Origin of the sequence: Hallella multisaccharivorax DSM 17128 (assembly GCF_000218235.1) — a bacterium.
Taxonomy (GTDB): Bacteria; Bacteroidota; Bacteroidia; order Bacteroidales; family Bacteroidaceae; genus Prevotella; species Prevotella multisaccharivorax.
On record NZ_GL945017.1, the window covers coordinates 2,035,552 to 2,049,750 of the forward strand.

Here is a 14,199-nt window from a genome sequence, read left to right on the forward strand (position 1 = left end):
ATGCCAAATACAATGGAAAAGAAGTATATGATAGTTGAAATATTAACTTCTGTGCTAACTGCTCTGCTCATGGCCTGTGGCAGTTCATCGGAGAATGGCGGGGAGACACCCGGCACCAACCCCGACACGCCTTCCACAGGCAAGAAAGTAGCCTCGCTGCTCATGACGACAGCCAATGGTGCTTACGACCTCAAGAATGCCACTGCCGACATCACGAAGGGCTCCACGATGGCCGCTACGGTGCTCCGGCTCGATGCTTCGAAAACTTATCAGAAGATAGATGGCTTTGGATTCGCGCTCACCTATTCGTCGTGCTATAACCTCCTGAAGATGAGCGCAGCCGACCGCAGGACTTTCCTTAAGAAGACTTACAGTACGACGGAGGGATACGGCGTGAGCTATGCGCGCATCTCCATCGGTTGCAATGACTTTTCAAGCACCGAGTACACGCTCTGTGATACGAAAGGTCCTGATACAGATCTGCTGCAGCACTTCGTCTTGCAGAATGATGAGAAAAACTATGTCATTCCTGTCATCAAGGAAATTCTTGCTATTAATCCAAACTTGAAGATCATCGCATCACCATGGACATGTCCGAAATGGATGAAGGTGAAGGATATCTCTACGAAAAAGGCACACAATGCTTGGACTGACGGACATCTGAATCCCGACTATTACGAGACTTATGCCGACTATTTCGTGCGCTTCATCCAGGCTATGCAAGCTGAGGGCATCAGCATCTATGCCATAACCCCTCAAAACGAGCCGTTGAACAAAGGCAATTGCGCTTCGCTCTATATGCCGTGGCAAGAAGAGGCGCCTTTCGTGAAAGCTCTGGCGGCTGACTTCGAGAAGAATCATCTCAAGACGAAGATTTATGTTTTCGATCACAACTACAACTACGATGGCATCAGTGACCAACAGGATTATCCTGTCAAGGTCTACAATACGCTCGGAAGTAGTTTTGACGGATCTGAGCTCGTTGTAGGCGCCGCTTATCACGACTACGGAGGCAGCAACACAGAGCTGGATGACATCCACCAACAGGCACCTACAAAGGATCTCATCTTCTCGGAAAGCTCTATCGGTACATGGAACGATGGACGTAATCTCTCAAAACGGCTTGTGGCTGACATGAAGAGTATTGTGCTCGGCACTGTAAACCGCCATTGCAAGGCTGTGCTCGTGTGGAATCTCATGCTCGACGACAGGCTCGGACCCAATCTTGACGGCGGATGCCAAACGTGCTATGGGGCCGTGGACATCAGCAACAACTACACGCATATCTCGCGCAACTCTCATTATTATGTCATTACCCAATCGGCAGCTGCAGTAGAAACGGGTGCACAGCGCATCGGCACAAGCCGTGACCCGAAGCTCCCAGGCATCAGCCACGCGGAGTTCCTTAACCCCGATGGCTCCTATGCTCTCCTGTTGCTGAATGAAAGCTCAGAGAATCAGACGATGACTGTCAGCGACGGTAACCAGTATTTCAAGGTGACTGTACCGGCTTCAGGGGTGGTGTCATGTAAATGGGACAGACTTTAATTCTCAACTGACAATTATTGATTAGCTATGAAAACATTCAAGATATTCTGCATGGCGTCTCTGGCTGCCCTCTGCCTCTCCGCCTGCAACAACAACGACGATGACCCGCTGCCGCGCGGCGACGGCAAGCCGGTGATCACTTCTCAAGATGTACCCACGTCGGCACTCTTTGGTGACAGCCTCTCTTTCTCCGCTAACTGTAAGGATGAGGGAGGCGTGGCTCTTTCCACTCTGAAAGCCTACCTTTATTTCGATGATGAGGCCGTCGGGCAAACCACGTTGCGCACAAAGACGGAAGGCAACTACAAAGGTAAGGTCTATGTGCCCTTCCTCAAAGACATTCCTGATGGAACAGCGAAACTGAAACTCGTGCTGCAAAATACCCACTTCACAACTACGGAGCAAGACATCGATATCGCTGTATCAAGACCTAAGTACGACTATATCAATCTTGTGACGGGCGACCGGACATACAAAATGACGCCTGACGCCTCCAATCCTTATCTCTTCTCCACAACGGTACAGTCGGCTACCAATCTGCTTTCCGGCTACATCTCAGCTCCTGCTCAGGGTTCAAACGGCAACATCATCACCTTTGGTGAGGGAAGTGACGGATGCATACAAGGCGTAACGACCCCACTCTCATTCGTCAGTACGGCAATCGGCAACATCAAGGTAACGTTCAATACGCTTACATATGAGTACAAACCCATACTCGATCCAAATGCCAAGCCTGTGGAGATCACCATCGACAAGAACAACCTCTACTATGTCGGTGGCCTTATTCAAGGGTTAAAGTATAAATTCACAGACAGTGCCGCAGATGGTGATGACTGGTATTATGATCCTGACTTCTTCACAAAGAATTCCGACGGCTCGTTCACGTTTAACGCTGTCACGGGCATGTACACGATTGCGGCCAACTACGACTACAAATGTTTCCGTATCTGGGCTATGAATGGCGCTAATCCTGCTTCTCTCAATGACGACGGAACCGGCGCTGTCTGGATCATCGGTGCTTGCACCTTTAATAAACCAGCCTTCCTTCCGTTCTATCAGAACAATATCAGCTGGTGGACTGGCGTTAAGTATGATGTCTGTATGGCCCCAGTGAAGAATAAAGTCTACAAGGTGACCATGACCGTAGATAAGCAACTGCATCATGATCCGTCAACTATCAACTTCAAGTTCTTCGGTCAGGCAGGCTGGGGTACGGAGTTCAAAGGTTCAGGAAGTGACCATTGCATTACCTCCACAAGTAATGTGTTCAAGATTGGTACGGGGTCGGATGGCCACGATGATGGCAACATCTATGTGCCGAATGACGTAACACTCACTCCGGGTGACACATGGGTACTCACACTCGACCTAACGAAAGGTGTAGGTAAAGGTGTACTCTCGGCTGTGAAGAAATGAGCTCACCTTCTATTTACTGAACTCATATTGAATGAATTGCTTTGAGGTGGCTGCCTCATAGGGCAGCCACTTATTATACAAATTGATTTACATCAATAAATTGCTAAATATACATAATAATCCCGTAAATATTTTGCGGGTATTGTTTTTCTTCGTACTTTTGCATCCACAATCAGAAATGAGATAAAAACAATATTTGGTACATCGCGGAGTGGAGCAGTTGGTAGCTCGCCAGGCTCATAACCTGGAGGTCGCACGTTCGAGTCCTGCCTCCGCAACTACAGACGCTCAGAAGTCCAGTAATATCGACTTCTGAGTGTTTTTCGTTTTTTCATCCGGGACACTTTTCAGACAGTATTATGGCGGTTCAGGCAATATTCATGAAGCAGAGAGAGTTGTAGACAATACATTAATTAATATAATGTTCATGGCTCTGAAAAAATCATTCAGAGGCAGCAAGACCTTTTATGTAGAGTGTGATTTCCTTATAGATACAGATACTGGGCTCTTCTTTTCGCCACTGCTCACAATATCTCCCGGCAGCAGTATTACGGGAAGATTGGGAGATTCCTGTTTATACTCCATGGTATAATATCCACATAAAGAAGCACAGGCAAACAAAAGTCCCACCATCCGATGACGAACCGGAATCGTCTCGCATTGCCTTTACACCGTTGACGCATTGCCTTTACACTGTAATCGCATTGCCTTTACACTGTAATCGCATTGCCTTTACACTGTAATCGCATTGCCTTTACACCGTTGACGCATCGACATCATGAATGGTCTCTTGCATCTTTATGATGTCGTCCTCATCGCCAGGACCAATGGCATGGCTGGGATCGTTGTCAACGCCGATGCTCTATGTCTCCATCAAGGCGTTGCTGTTCGCTTCGATTACCTCTGTGAAAGGTTTTATATATGCTGCTTTCCTCATTTTTCCATTTACTTGATGATTATCTTTTTGCTATTGTGGAGGTACACTCCCTTCGTGGACTTGCTCACGCGCATACCATTCAAGTTGTAGTAAGGGGTGTTGCCGTCTGCCTTTTCGCTCTCTGTGATGGGGCTGATAGAAATAGATTGTTAGTGGCGGGTCTCTTCCAATCCTTGCACCAGGGTGTCACCTTCTGAGACCAGAAACTTCACACGCACGATGTGCCCCACATCCGTACTCCCGCTACGCTTCAGATGGCGGGTCTTGCCATTCGTCAACAATACACGTTTGGCAAAAGAATAGTTGGAATCCAACCGAATCCCAACAAATATCAATAAAATTTCAGCGATCAATGAAAAATTATTGGGATATCGTTGACACAGCAGTGATATCTCAGTGATGTTTAGCAAGTATGCAATGGGAAGATTATCAGATGTCATGTCATTTTTGAGTTAACCCTAATTCTATACCCCGATAAAGCATAAAACAAGACAGCGAAAAAGCAGGGAAGACAAATCCAATAAGCATTTTGGTTTCCGAAAGCATCTTTGAGGTAGCCAAAAGCCGTTGGTATGAAGGCGCCTCCGACGATACTTGTCACCAGCAATGCCGACCCAGTTTTGGTAAACCTCCCAAGATCGACCATTGCCAGCGGCCATATTGACGGATACATAAGCGAGCATCCAAGAGAGATAAATCCCACAAAACATACGGAAAGACGTGGCGGGGCAATGATAACCATCAACGTGCCGATAATGGCGACTATAGAGCATACTCTCAAGGCATTGCACTGTGAAATATACTTCGGTATGGCAATAATGCCCATGATGTAACCTGCAATCATGCCAAGGCTTGGGAACACAGCATAATGAGCAGCATCAGCCAAGCCAATACTCTGAGCATAGTCAACGGTCGTTGCATCTGCCACTGTCTCGACTCCGACATATAAGAAAAGGGTGATGGCACCAAGGATGAGATGTGGGAACTGCCATATTGACGTCTTCCCCTGTGCATACGGACAGTCGATAGCATTGTCCTCTCCTTCTCCAACAGCCTTAATCTCTTCCAAAGGGGCTTTGTACATGACCAGGGCAAGAACCAGTGAGACAATGATAATAATGGAGAATGGTAAAGTGATGTCCGTCAAGACTGCCTGATCGATAGACTTGCCTATGATAATTGAGAGAATATTTGGAGCCACTGCCCATGCCGTAGCATTGCATATGCCCATGATGCTCATACGGCGTGCCGCGCTGTTTATCGGCCCGAGGATCGTAACATAGGGATTGATGGCTGATTGCAGGATAGCATTAGCAGTACCACAGATGAATGAAGCCAAGATGAACATTTCGAAGGAACGGGCATAGGCCGAAGAAATAAAACATAAGAATCCAACAGCATAACACAGAAAAGAGAATGACATCGTGCGCTTATAGCCGATTCGCCTTATGATAAGTGAGGCTGGATAGGACAATACAAGAAATGCCATAAAGTTAGCTGCCAATATGAGATAGGAAGCTCCAGCAGGCATCCGCATTGCCGACTGCAGCAATGGCACAAGGTAGGAATTGATGCCAAGGGTAAAACCTACTGTGAAATACATTGCCCCGATATAGATCAAAGGTACAATGAAACGATCCTTCTCTGCGGTCATGTTGATATTTCAGTTATGAGTGGTTTTTGTGGTATTCCACAAGGCCATCAATGGGATACTGCATGATGCGCCCAATGGTCATACCATACTCGTGGCAGACCGCTTCCAACATGGGACGGAAGTAGTAGGCCACAGAACCTACACAGTTGATTGGATAATCTTGATAAGAAGGATAATGCGTAAGAATCTTATCAAAACAGTTACGGAAGGATGAGCTGACGAGTTCAGCAAAGTATGGATCATCATCAATATGCTTACCGATAAATTTTGCGAACTTTGCGCACCAGCGATTGGGGAATGGCTTTGTGTAGATCTGATCAATGACTTCATCGCTATTGAGCCCCACCTCATTCTTTACCATTTCATAGACTCGCCCCGTGATATTGTGTCTGCAATAATCTATCATCAGACGTTTCCCCATATAGCCACCACTGCCTTCATCACCGAGGATGAACCCCAGCGAGTCTATATTCATAGTGATGCACCTGCCGTCGTAGAGGGCGCTGTTCATCCCTGTACCGAGTATGACAACCAACCCCTGATCGTCACCAAGCAACGCACGCGCAGCACCTAACGTATCCATGGCTACTTCAACCGTAGCACATTGCGGAAAGACGCAACGCATAGTCTTCTCGATAAAGCCATACTGCAATTCGGTAACGCCGGCGCCATAGAAATAGACGGCATTAATGTTGTCCAAGTTGATGCCTGTCGGCACGTTCTGCTTTATGTCAGCATAAATGTATTCCCCTGTGACATAATTGGGGTTGTACCCTGCGCTGGTAAAGTGGACAATTCTTCCATCATCATGTAAGAAAGCCCAATCAGTCTTCGTGGAACCGCTGTCAGCAATCATTATCATAATTCATCTTTCTCTTTCAAGTAATTCTCGGCTTTCTTCACGCTTCCAGTCTCCTTAATGATTTTTTCGATATAATCATAGTCAGTGAACTGAGGATTGCGCTCCATAAACATTCTAACAGAGCGATCAACGACCTTATCGTTGATAAGACGAACGTTGACCATACGGTTTCCTTCAACACGCCCAAGACGAATGAGGACAGTTGTGGAAATCATATCGCAGATAAGTTTCTGGGATGTGCCAGCTTTCATACGGGTACTACCTGTGACAAACTCAGGACCTGTAACAACTTCAACAGGATAGTCACTATACTTGGATATCGGCGAATTGGAATTATTGACAAATGAGCCAGTAGGAATGCCTTTCTCCCGGCATTTCTTCAGTGTAGCCAACACAAATGGAGTAGTACCACTCGCGGAGATACCCACGACAATATCCTTTGGTGTGACATGACGTTCTTCTTTCAGCATACGCCACCCTTCCTCAATGTCATCCTCCCTATCCTCCAGGGCGAGAACGAGATTTTCAACTCCCCCGGCCAGCACACATTGTATCATGTTTGGATCAATACCGTATGTATTCGGCAACTCTATGGCGTCAAGGACTGACAAGCGACCACCAGTACCACATCCACAATAGAACATACGTCCACCAGCACGTAACTGCTTCTCAATGGCCGTGATAAGTCGTTCCAGATCAGGTAGCACTTTCTTGATAGACAATGGTACAGTTTGATCTTCTTGGTTGATAAGAGTGATGATCTCCATTACTGATTTTTTCTCCAAGTTATCGTATTTGGAGGATTGTTCTGTTAATCTCAAAGCCATAGTAATAATTTTATTAAAAGTTTTATATGGTACTTTCTGTTTCGACTGTTATTTTCTAAAATCCCTTTGACACCGTCTTTCCCAGTGGTTGCCCGTTACGGAAGGCCCTTGCCTTGACAACCTGTGCCTGATTGATTGTGAATGGGATAGCATAGGCAGGAGATTGCATAGAAGGCTCAGAACCATCGGTAGTAAAGCGGATGACGACATCCGGACAATCGACTGTCATTGTAATGACTTTATCCCACCGGTCATCATCGTGCGCTGTAATCTCCACATCGTAGAACGCTCTGCAGTAATTAACATTCAGGACGTTCAGCCGATTCATGTGATACTCCAACCGCCGCGTAAAAGCCTGCCAGTCCTTACTACTCTTGGTCCATGCTGTTTCCAGTATGGCACAGGCACGTGGAAAAGCCATGTATTCCACACGTCTCATATCGGGAATATACTCCGTCCACACACAACCTTGCACGCCGACAATGTATTGCCTCTCCTCTTCGCTAAGTGTATCTGGCAAAGGATTATAGTCGTACATCGTACGCAGGTTGGTCTCACGGTCCTGACATAATTGCTCTGTAGCCGGGTTGGCCTGATAGTAGTCAAGATAATATTTGGTGTAAGGCGTCATGACGACCTTATGATGCATTTTAGCAGCCTTGATACCACTTTCCTCGCCCAGCCACGACATAACCATGGCGTTGGGTGCCAAACCTCCTTGAAGTAACTCATCCCATCCGATGATAGTGCGTCCCTTGGAGTTGGCATATTTTTCAATGCGCTGTATGAAATAGCTCTGTAACCCAAATTCATCCTTCAGTCCAAGCTTTTTTATCAGAGCCTGGCAATGGGGACATTTCTTCCAACTGGATTTAGGACATTCATCACCTCCGATGTGAATAATCTTGGACGGAAACAATGCAAAAATCTCACCCAATACATTTTCCAGAAACTTAAAAGTGTTCTCTTTGGGGCAATAGACCTGACGATAGATGCCCCACCGCGTTCCCACCTCATACTTATCTTCCAATTGACAAGATAATTCCGGATAGCACGACACTGCTGCCAGCGAGTGCCCAGGCATTTCTATCTCAGGAATGATGGTGATGAACCGATCGGCCGCATATTTCACGATGCTACGTATCTCGTCCTGTGTATAAAAACCTCCGTAAGGCTTTCCGTCATAAATTTTCGACTTATAAGTACCGACGACTGTCTCTTTTCGTATTGATCCTTTTTCTGTTAGCAGGGGATAGCGCTTAATTTGTATGCGCCATCCCTGATCCTCCGTGAGATGCCAGTGAAAGACATTCCCCTTATGCATGGCGATGAGGTCAAGATATCGCTTGATGCCGTCAGGCCCAAAGAAATGACTGCATACATCGAGTTGTAGTCCACGCCATGAGAATCGCGGACTGTCCTCGATCCCACAACACTTCACCATACAGGGCTTCGCCGCCCTCTTGTTGCCATATATCTCTGGGGACATAAGCTGATAGAGGGTCTGCAACCCATAGAAAGCACCGTTGGCCTGACTGCTCTCTATTACAATTCCGCTTGCCGTAACCTTCAACCTGTAAGCTTCTTTACCTAAACCATTAACCCTGCTGAAAGTAATGCCACTCCCTTTAGCTCTGTCATTGACCATACGAACGCTTATACCCGCCCCCTTGCTTAGACGGTCCTTGAGAAACGACGCCACGCGCTGATAGTCCCTGTCGGATGGTGCGGAAATCCATGTCATCTCGTCAATGATAAACATACCATTTTGGACTTTCAACTTCTGAGGTTGCGGTATAATATCAATCTCTGTAGCACAAGCCGTGATAGATAAGGCAAACAGAAAGATTAAAATCTCAATATGTTTCTTCATAATGCTTTTCTAAATAATCAGAGATTCAAAAAGTCTTACTAACCTCGATTCCTACCGGTCTTCTATCTCCCAAATAGGCACGGGCCTTCACTATCGTACCTTTGACAACTGTCAGTATTCCATCATATATCTGAGAATGAGGGGTGACGGCCTTGCCATCAGTAGTGTATCTGATGACGGCATTAGGATAATCGATGGTGAGCTTCAACTTTTGAGGATAGTCTCTCTTCTTGCGGTCGAAATTAAAGATGACATTAAAGAAAGCCTTACTGTAGGCGACATGCTTGGCATCAAGACGCCGGAAATCTTTCAGCATACGGGCGCAGAAGTTCTGGAAGTTCTTATTACCCCTGTCGCACCATCCCACTTCAGAAAGAGCCACCGTACGAGGGAACCCCAAGTATTCGGCACGTTTCGCGTCCTGACAGTATTCACCCCAAATGCAACCCTGCACGCCCATGATATACTTGTGGCGGCTGGCTGAAAGCGTATCGCCTATAGGGAAATAGTCGTAGACTTTTCTCAGCGGCAGGAACAGGTCCTGAGACTTCTGCTCCTTGTCAGGGTCCTCCTGATAGTAGTCTAAGTAACACCAACGGTTAGGACACATCACAACGTCCATATTTCTCCATACTGCCTTATACGCCGGCGCATGACCACGATAAGACAAAACAATAGTTGACTTCATGGCACCATTGTCCAATATCTCATCCCAGCCAATGGCACGTTTGCCATTCTTGCTAAGGAAACGCTCCATATGGGTTGCAAAAATCGCCTGAAGGTCACCGGCATCATCGGTACCAAGAATCTTCATCAAGTCCCGACAATACGAGCTTTCTCTCCACTGGTCACGTGGACACTCGTCGCCTCCGAAACTATAATAAACTGAAGGTAACAGAGGCAACAACTCCGAGAATACATCATCCAGAAATTGGAATGTCCTCACTGTGGGTGCCATAACATCTTTCTTCACACCCCATCCTGTGGCAACGTGATAGGTTCTGTCAGGGAAAACGGCAATCTCAGGATAGGCGGCAATGGCAGCAGAAGCGTGACCAGGCATCTCAATCTCGGGAATGACAGTAACGAAACGTTGTCGTGCATAATTCACGATATCCTTCACATCCTCCTGTGTGTAATAACCTCCATGAGGTGTATAGTCCGAGTTCTTTCCGTCATAGTCTGTTGTCTCCAGACGCCTGCTCCCAACCTCTGTCAGACGTGGATACTTCTTTATCTCGATGCGCCAGCCCTGGTCATCGGTTAAATGCCAATGGAACATGTTTTGCTTGTGCATGGCAAGAAGATCTATGAACTTCTTGACAAATTCTTTAGGCAGGAAATGACGGGCACAGTCGAGCATCATACCACGATAGCGGAAACGGGGCTCATCCTTTATCTCGCAACATGGCAGTGACCACTTGATGCCTTGGGTGCGCCTGTCACCATAGACTTCAGGTGGCAGAAGTTGGAAGATGGTCTGTACCCCATAATAAGCACCATGAGCAGATGTAGCTTTTATAACGATTCGTCTCGGCTCTACAGAAAGCTCATATGCTTCGTTGCTCATTCCATCGACTTTCTGGAAGCAGATATAATTAGACTGCAAGACCATACCGGGAATTACCTTTATCTTCAAGCCGGAAACCAAGCATAATTGACGCGCAAAGTTGTCCGCTACTTCTTGGAAGGCATTGTCATCGGCGGTGATGATTATTAAGGTTTTCCCATTCAGTAGGAAATCTCCCTTAGTCTCTGTCAGTTCTTTAGGCTGCGGGATGATGCTGTAGCGCAGACTATTTGAGGTAGGGGCAAGTGCTCTTTTCACTACATCATATAGGGCCTTAGAATAAACAATGGGGAACTTGGATGAGAGCGGATACGGCGATTTTACATACACGAACATCTGATCTTTCTCATAGGCATAGTACGGCGTATCATACGCATGTGCGCTTGGTAGATAAGAGTTCTGACCATTAGTGTATGCTATAAACAGCATGGGCTTGCCAACCTTTTTCCGCAACTGTACGTCATACTCATTGAAAGGCTCACCCTGTGTGAAGAGAATAGGAAATCCACCAATATTAACCCCAGCGATTCGCACAGGAAGGTAATCCTTGACCAGACCTTCGTCGTATTCCCGTAACATCTGCCTACACCAGCCGCGAACATCCTGCTTCCAAGTTGGTGACACTTCTACCGGATTGTTGAGGATGGACTGTGCGAAATTGAGTATGGTGTCTTTGTCGATATGTTCCACACGGAAAGGCAAGTGTGCTTCTGCAGAACAGACAGCAAAGTCTGTATTCATCTTTATGTCGCGGAATCTTATCTTCATGAGAATGGAATCCGCCATCTGCTTACCTTTATTATAGGAGTTCAGCGTATCACGTTTTGGACCTCCTATCGGGTCTACATTTCCAGCTGCAGATGTAAAATGGAATACCTCCCCACCCCAAGCTCTTTGGAGAAGCATGGTCTCAAATCCAGGAAAGTCTGCCGACACGACGTGGCTGCCCGGCCCCAGCGAAACGGGATGACAGCAATAGTTAACCAGCGACACGATGGGCTTGTGATCCTTTCCCATGAGACGCAGGACATAGACCTTATGCGTACAAGGGCCGTCCTTTTCGCCCCGGTTCATGTTAATGGCACATGTGGTCTCACCAAACTGCATGGTGAAGGGCTTAAAGTCATTGTCAGATAGTATCGTTCTGACTGCATTGTCTACAATTATCTTTTGATAAGTCAATGAATATTCATAGTTGCTGCCACCCGGAACAGTACTACTACCACCAGTGCGTGGTGCCGAATGAGTATGGATGTTGTGTATATAGATATGGTCGATCGGCAGACCTGTCCTGGCTGATATGGAGTCACGCATCTCTGTCGTCTCCTCGATATCAAGCTCCATCATATCATTTGTGATGATACACACTTTTTCTCCCTTTGGACTACATATGACCAGACTGTGAGACCTCAGCGGAGTCTGCACTGTCGTGGACAGTCCCTTGCGAGCGGCAAATCCTGCAAGTACGACGTGGCCTTTGGGTGTAATATCAGTGATGCCTATATTACATGTGAACTTCCTGGCAGCACTGACAGGCATTGCAACAGCACATAGAAGGACTATTGCAATAATAGATAATGATATTTGTCTCATGATAAAGAAAGTCTCATATTCTTGAAATCGGGGGAAGCAATATTGCTGTCCCCGATTCCTGTTGGCTTGTGTAAGATTAATAATCCGGATTCTGTACGAGGACGCCAATATTTTTGTCTATCTCATTCTGTGGGATGGGGCAGAGATACATCTTGTTAGAGAAACGCTTCTGCGTTCCCTGCATCGACTGACAATATCCATAGTCGATATCATAGTTCTTCCCCCGATATGTATAAGTATAAATTCTCTTGTCACTATGTGTCCAGTTCTTGCCGACATCCTGTTTTGCATTCGTTCCCTTGATGACAGCAGTGCGGTGCTGTATAGGAGTGCCGTCAGCAAACTCTATCGTAGCACATCCCATGATGGGTATGTTCTCATAGAAGTCTGCCAGCTCCCACTGCCGGAGGTCAAAGTAGCGAAACGGTTCAAAGGCAAGTTCAATGCGACGTTCATTGACAAGACGGTCAAACAGATTGGTGCCAGTATCAGTGACTGGCGGCATTTGAACATCAGCACGTGAACGAACCTTATTGATATACTCGCGACAGGTAGCCTCGTCACCACACTCATAAGCGCACTCGGCGTAATTCAGGTACATCTCAGCCAGACGGAACCATGGGTACATGACTGTGCCGTTTTCAGTCTCACTAATAGGATTGGCCTCTATATGCCACTTGCGCAGACCATAGCCCGTATCCTGAGACTGGCTCCAGTTCATCAGACCACTCTTCTGATATTTCCCATCTGCACCTGGCCTGTCATAATAAAGGTGATTATTGTATACAGAATCACGAAATACACAAGATGAGTCTCCATATAATATCGTCTTATAAAAACGCGGATCACGTCCTTTCCAAGGGTGTTCAGGATCCCATCCGGAGCCTTCTTCATACGGCTTCAAGCCTGTAGCCTTCATCTCATAATCGAGCATCAAGGCCTCACTAGGAGCACACGATACCCAGCCATTAAAGAATGTAGGTGAATAGAAGAGTTGCGCCTTATGGCCCGCTGTCGTTGAGAAGTATTTTGCCCATATTACCTCAGGGCTATTCTTGTCGGTCCAATAGCCATCATAGGTATCATCCAGTTGGTAAGCTCCGTCCTTGTCAGCACGATCTACTATAGCTTTGCTGGCATTGAGGGCACGCGTCCACTTGTCTTTGCGATACTGGCCCTTGAAAATCGATCCTTGAGGATCACTTGGATCATTAAACAGTTTGCGCGCTGCCATAAGGGTAATGCGTGACTCGAAAGCCAGACAGACATCCTTGCCTATACGTCCCTGTACCGCTGCTTTATCAGGAAGTAGTAATTCTGCCTGATGCAAGTCCTTTAGAACGAAATTAATGCAGTCGTCAAACTTGCTGCGTGGCACCTTCGTAGTGTCATTCAGCTCATAATGTTTTGAAATTAAAGGCACACCACCGAAACGCTCTACGAGATTACCATACGCCCACGCACGGATGAAGTAAGTTTCACCTAACAACTGGTCATGCTGCTCTTTCTTTAAATTGGGTACCTCGTCAATACGTTCAATAACTTCATTTATATTTCTAATGGTAGTATAGGCACTACTCCAAATATTCAAGAATGTAGTACGTATATTATGCGCACTGCCACCTTCGCTCGAATACATGAACTTATAAGGGTCAATTTGTCCACGCTCTATATAGTTAGTAGAGTTGCCACCATAACGAAAGTAAGCCTCATCAGTAATGCAAGCTATATTGCCTTCAGTGAATGGATCCGGAACAACTGTATAGAAGCTATTAACATAAGACTCCAGCAGAGAAGCGTTACCAAAGACATCATTCTCGGAAAAAGTAGTAAGAGGCTTCTTATCCAGGAAATCATCGGAACAAGCACCAAGCAGCAGTGCCATCACAATGGCGAACAAAAAATTATATCTTCTCATA

The 14,199-nt window shown here is 46.4% G+C and carries 9 protein-coding genes and 1 tRNA gene; 3 read left to right on the forward strand and 7 right to left on the reverse strand.

Features of this window, described 5'->3' with window-relative positions; all coding sequences use genetic code 11:
- Positions 1–12 precede the first annotated feature (12 nt).
- From PREMU_RS08765 to PREMU_RS08775, 3 genes are all read left to right on the forward strand, one after another.
- Positions 13–1,548: a glycoside hydrolase family 30 protein gene (locus tag PREMU_RS08765; protein ID WP_156803988.1), complete on the forward strand. Its 1,536-nt coding sequence runs from the start codon at positions 13–15 to the stop codon at positions 1,546–1,548.
- Between the two features lie 27 nt (positions 1,549–1,575).
- Complete coding sequence (locus PREMU_RS08770) at positions 1,576–2,964, forward strand: DUF5016 domain-containing protein (protein ID WP_007574608.1); 1,389 nt, start codon at positions 1,576–1,578, stop codon at positions 2,962–2,964.
- A 205-nt stretch (positions 2,965–3,169) separates the two neighbouring features.
- Positions 3,170–3,242: transfer RNA gene (locus PREMU_RS08775), tRNA-Met, on the forward strand.
- An 808-nt stretch (positions 3,243–4,050) separates the two neighbouring features.
- Here PREMU_RS08775 and PREMU_RS15275 read toward each other — a convergent pair.
- The 7 genes from PREMU_RS15275 to PREMU_RS08810 all read right to left on the reverse strand — a co-directional run bounded on the left by PREMU_RS15275 (position 4,051) and on the right by PREMU_RS08810 (position 14,198).
- On the reverse strand, positions 4,051–4,341 hold the full coding sequence (locus tag PREMU_RS15275; RefSeq protein ID WP_007574610.1) for a hypothetical protein: 291 nt from the start codon (positions 4,339–4,341) through the stop codon (positions 4,051–4,053).
- Positions 4,338–5,555 carry an MFS transporter gene (locus tag PREMU_RS08785; protein ID WP_007574612.1) on the reverse strand — a complete coding sequence of 406 codons (1,218 nt, stop codon included), beginning with the start codon at positions 5,553–5,555 and terminating at the stop codon, positions 4,338–4,340. The genes PREMU_RS15275 and PREMU_RS08785 overlap by 4 nt, the downstream gene beginning before the upstream one ends.
- Positions 5,556–5,568: 13 nt before the next feature.
- Positions 5,569–6,417, reverse strand: coding sequence for a hypothetical protein (locus PREMU_RS08790; RefSeq protein WP_007574614.1), 849 nt, complete (start codon positions 6,415–6,417; stop codon positions 5,569–5,571).
- Entirely contained in the window at positions 6,414–7,244 is an 831-nt protein-coding gene (locus PREMU_RS08795; RefSeq protein WP_007574616.1) for an N-acetylmuramic acid 6-phosphate etherase, read from the reverse strand. The genes PREMU_RS08790 and PREMU_RS08795 overlap by 4 nt, the downstream gene beginning before the upstream one ends.
- Before the next feature lie 55 nt (positions 7,245–7,299).
- The gene (locus PREMU_RS08800) at positions 7,300–9,117 is read right to left on the reverse strand and encodes a beta-N-acetylhexosaminidase (RefSeq protein WP_007574619.1); all 1,818 of its coding nucleotides are present in this window, start codon (positions 9,115–9,117) and stop codon (positions 7,300–7,302) included.
- A 25-nt stretch (positions 9,118–9,142) separates the two neighbouring features.
- Entirely contained in the window at positions 9,143–12,280 is a 3,138-nt protein-coding gene (locus PREMU_RS14160; RefSeq protein ID WP_083819235.1) for a family 20 glycosylhydrolase, read from the reverse strand.
- A 76-nt stretch (positions 12,281–12,356) separates the two neighbouring features.
- Complete coding sequence (locus PREMU_RS08810; RefSeq protein ID WP_007574622.1) at positions 12,357–14,198, reverse strand: RagB/SusD family nutrient uptake outer membrane protein; 1,842 nt, start codon at positions 14,196–14,198, stop codon at positions 12,357–12,359.
- Position 14,199: the final 1 nt, after the last annotated feature.

Bases quoted from the DNA above. Each gene is read 5' to 3' on its own strand.
- PREMU_RS08765 (WP_156803988.1), top strand. From the start codon at position 13: ATGGAAAAGAAGTATATGATAGTTGAAATATTAACTTCTGTGCTAACT.
- PREMU_RS08770 (WP_007574608.1), top strand. From the start codon at position 1,576: ATGAAAACATTCAAGATATTCTGCATGGCGTCTCTGGCTGCCCTCTGC.
- PREMU_RS15275 (WP_007574610.1), bottom strand. From the start codon at position 4,341: ATGACATCTGATAATCTTCCCATTGCATACTTGCTAAACATCACTGAG.
- PREMU_RS08785 (WP_007574612.1), bottom strand. From the start codon at position 5,555: ATGACCGCAGAGAAGGATCGTTTCATTGTACCTTTGATCTATATCGGG.
- PREMU_RS08790 (WP_007574614.1), bottom strand. From the start codon at position 6,417: ATGATAATGATTGCTGACAGCGGTTCCACGAAGACTGATTGGGCTTTC.
- PREMU_RS08795 (WP_007574616.1), bottom strand. From the start codon at position 7,244: ATGGCTTTGAGATTAACAGAACAATCCTCCAAATACGATAACTTGGAG.
- PREMU_RS08800 (WP_007574619.1), bottom strand. From the start codon at position 9,117: ATGAAGAAACATATTGAGATTTTAATCTTTCTGTTTGCCTTATCTATC.
- PREMU_RS14160 (WP_083819235.1), bottom strand. From the start codon at position 12,280: ATGAGACAAATATCATTATCTATTATTGCAATAGTCCTTCTATGTGCT.
- PREMU_RS08810 (WP_007574622.1), bottom strand. From the start codon at position 14,198: ATGAGAAGATATAATTTTTTGTTCGCCATTGTGATGGCACTGCTGCTT.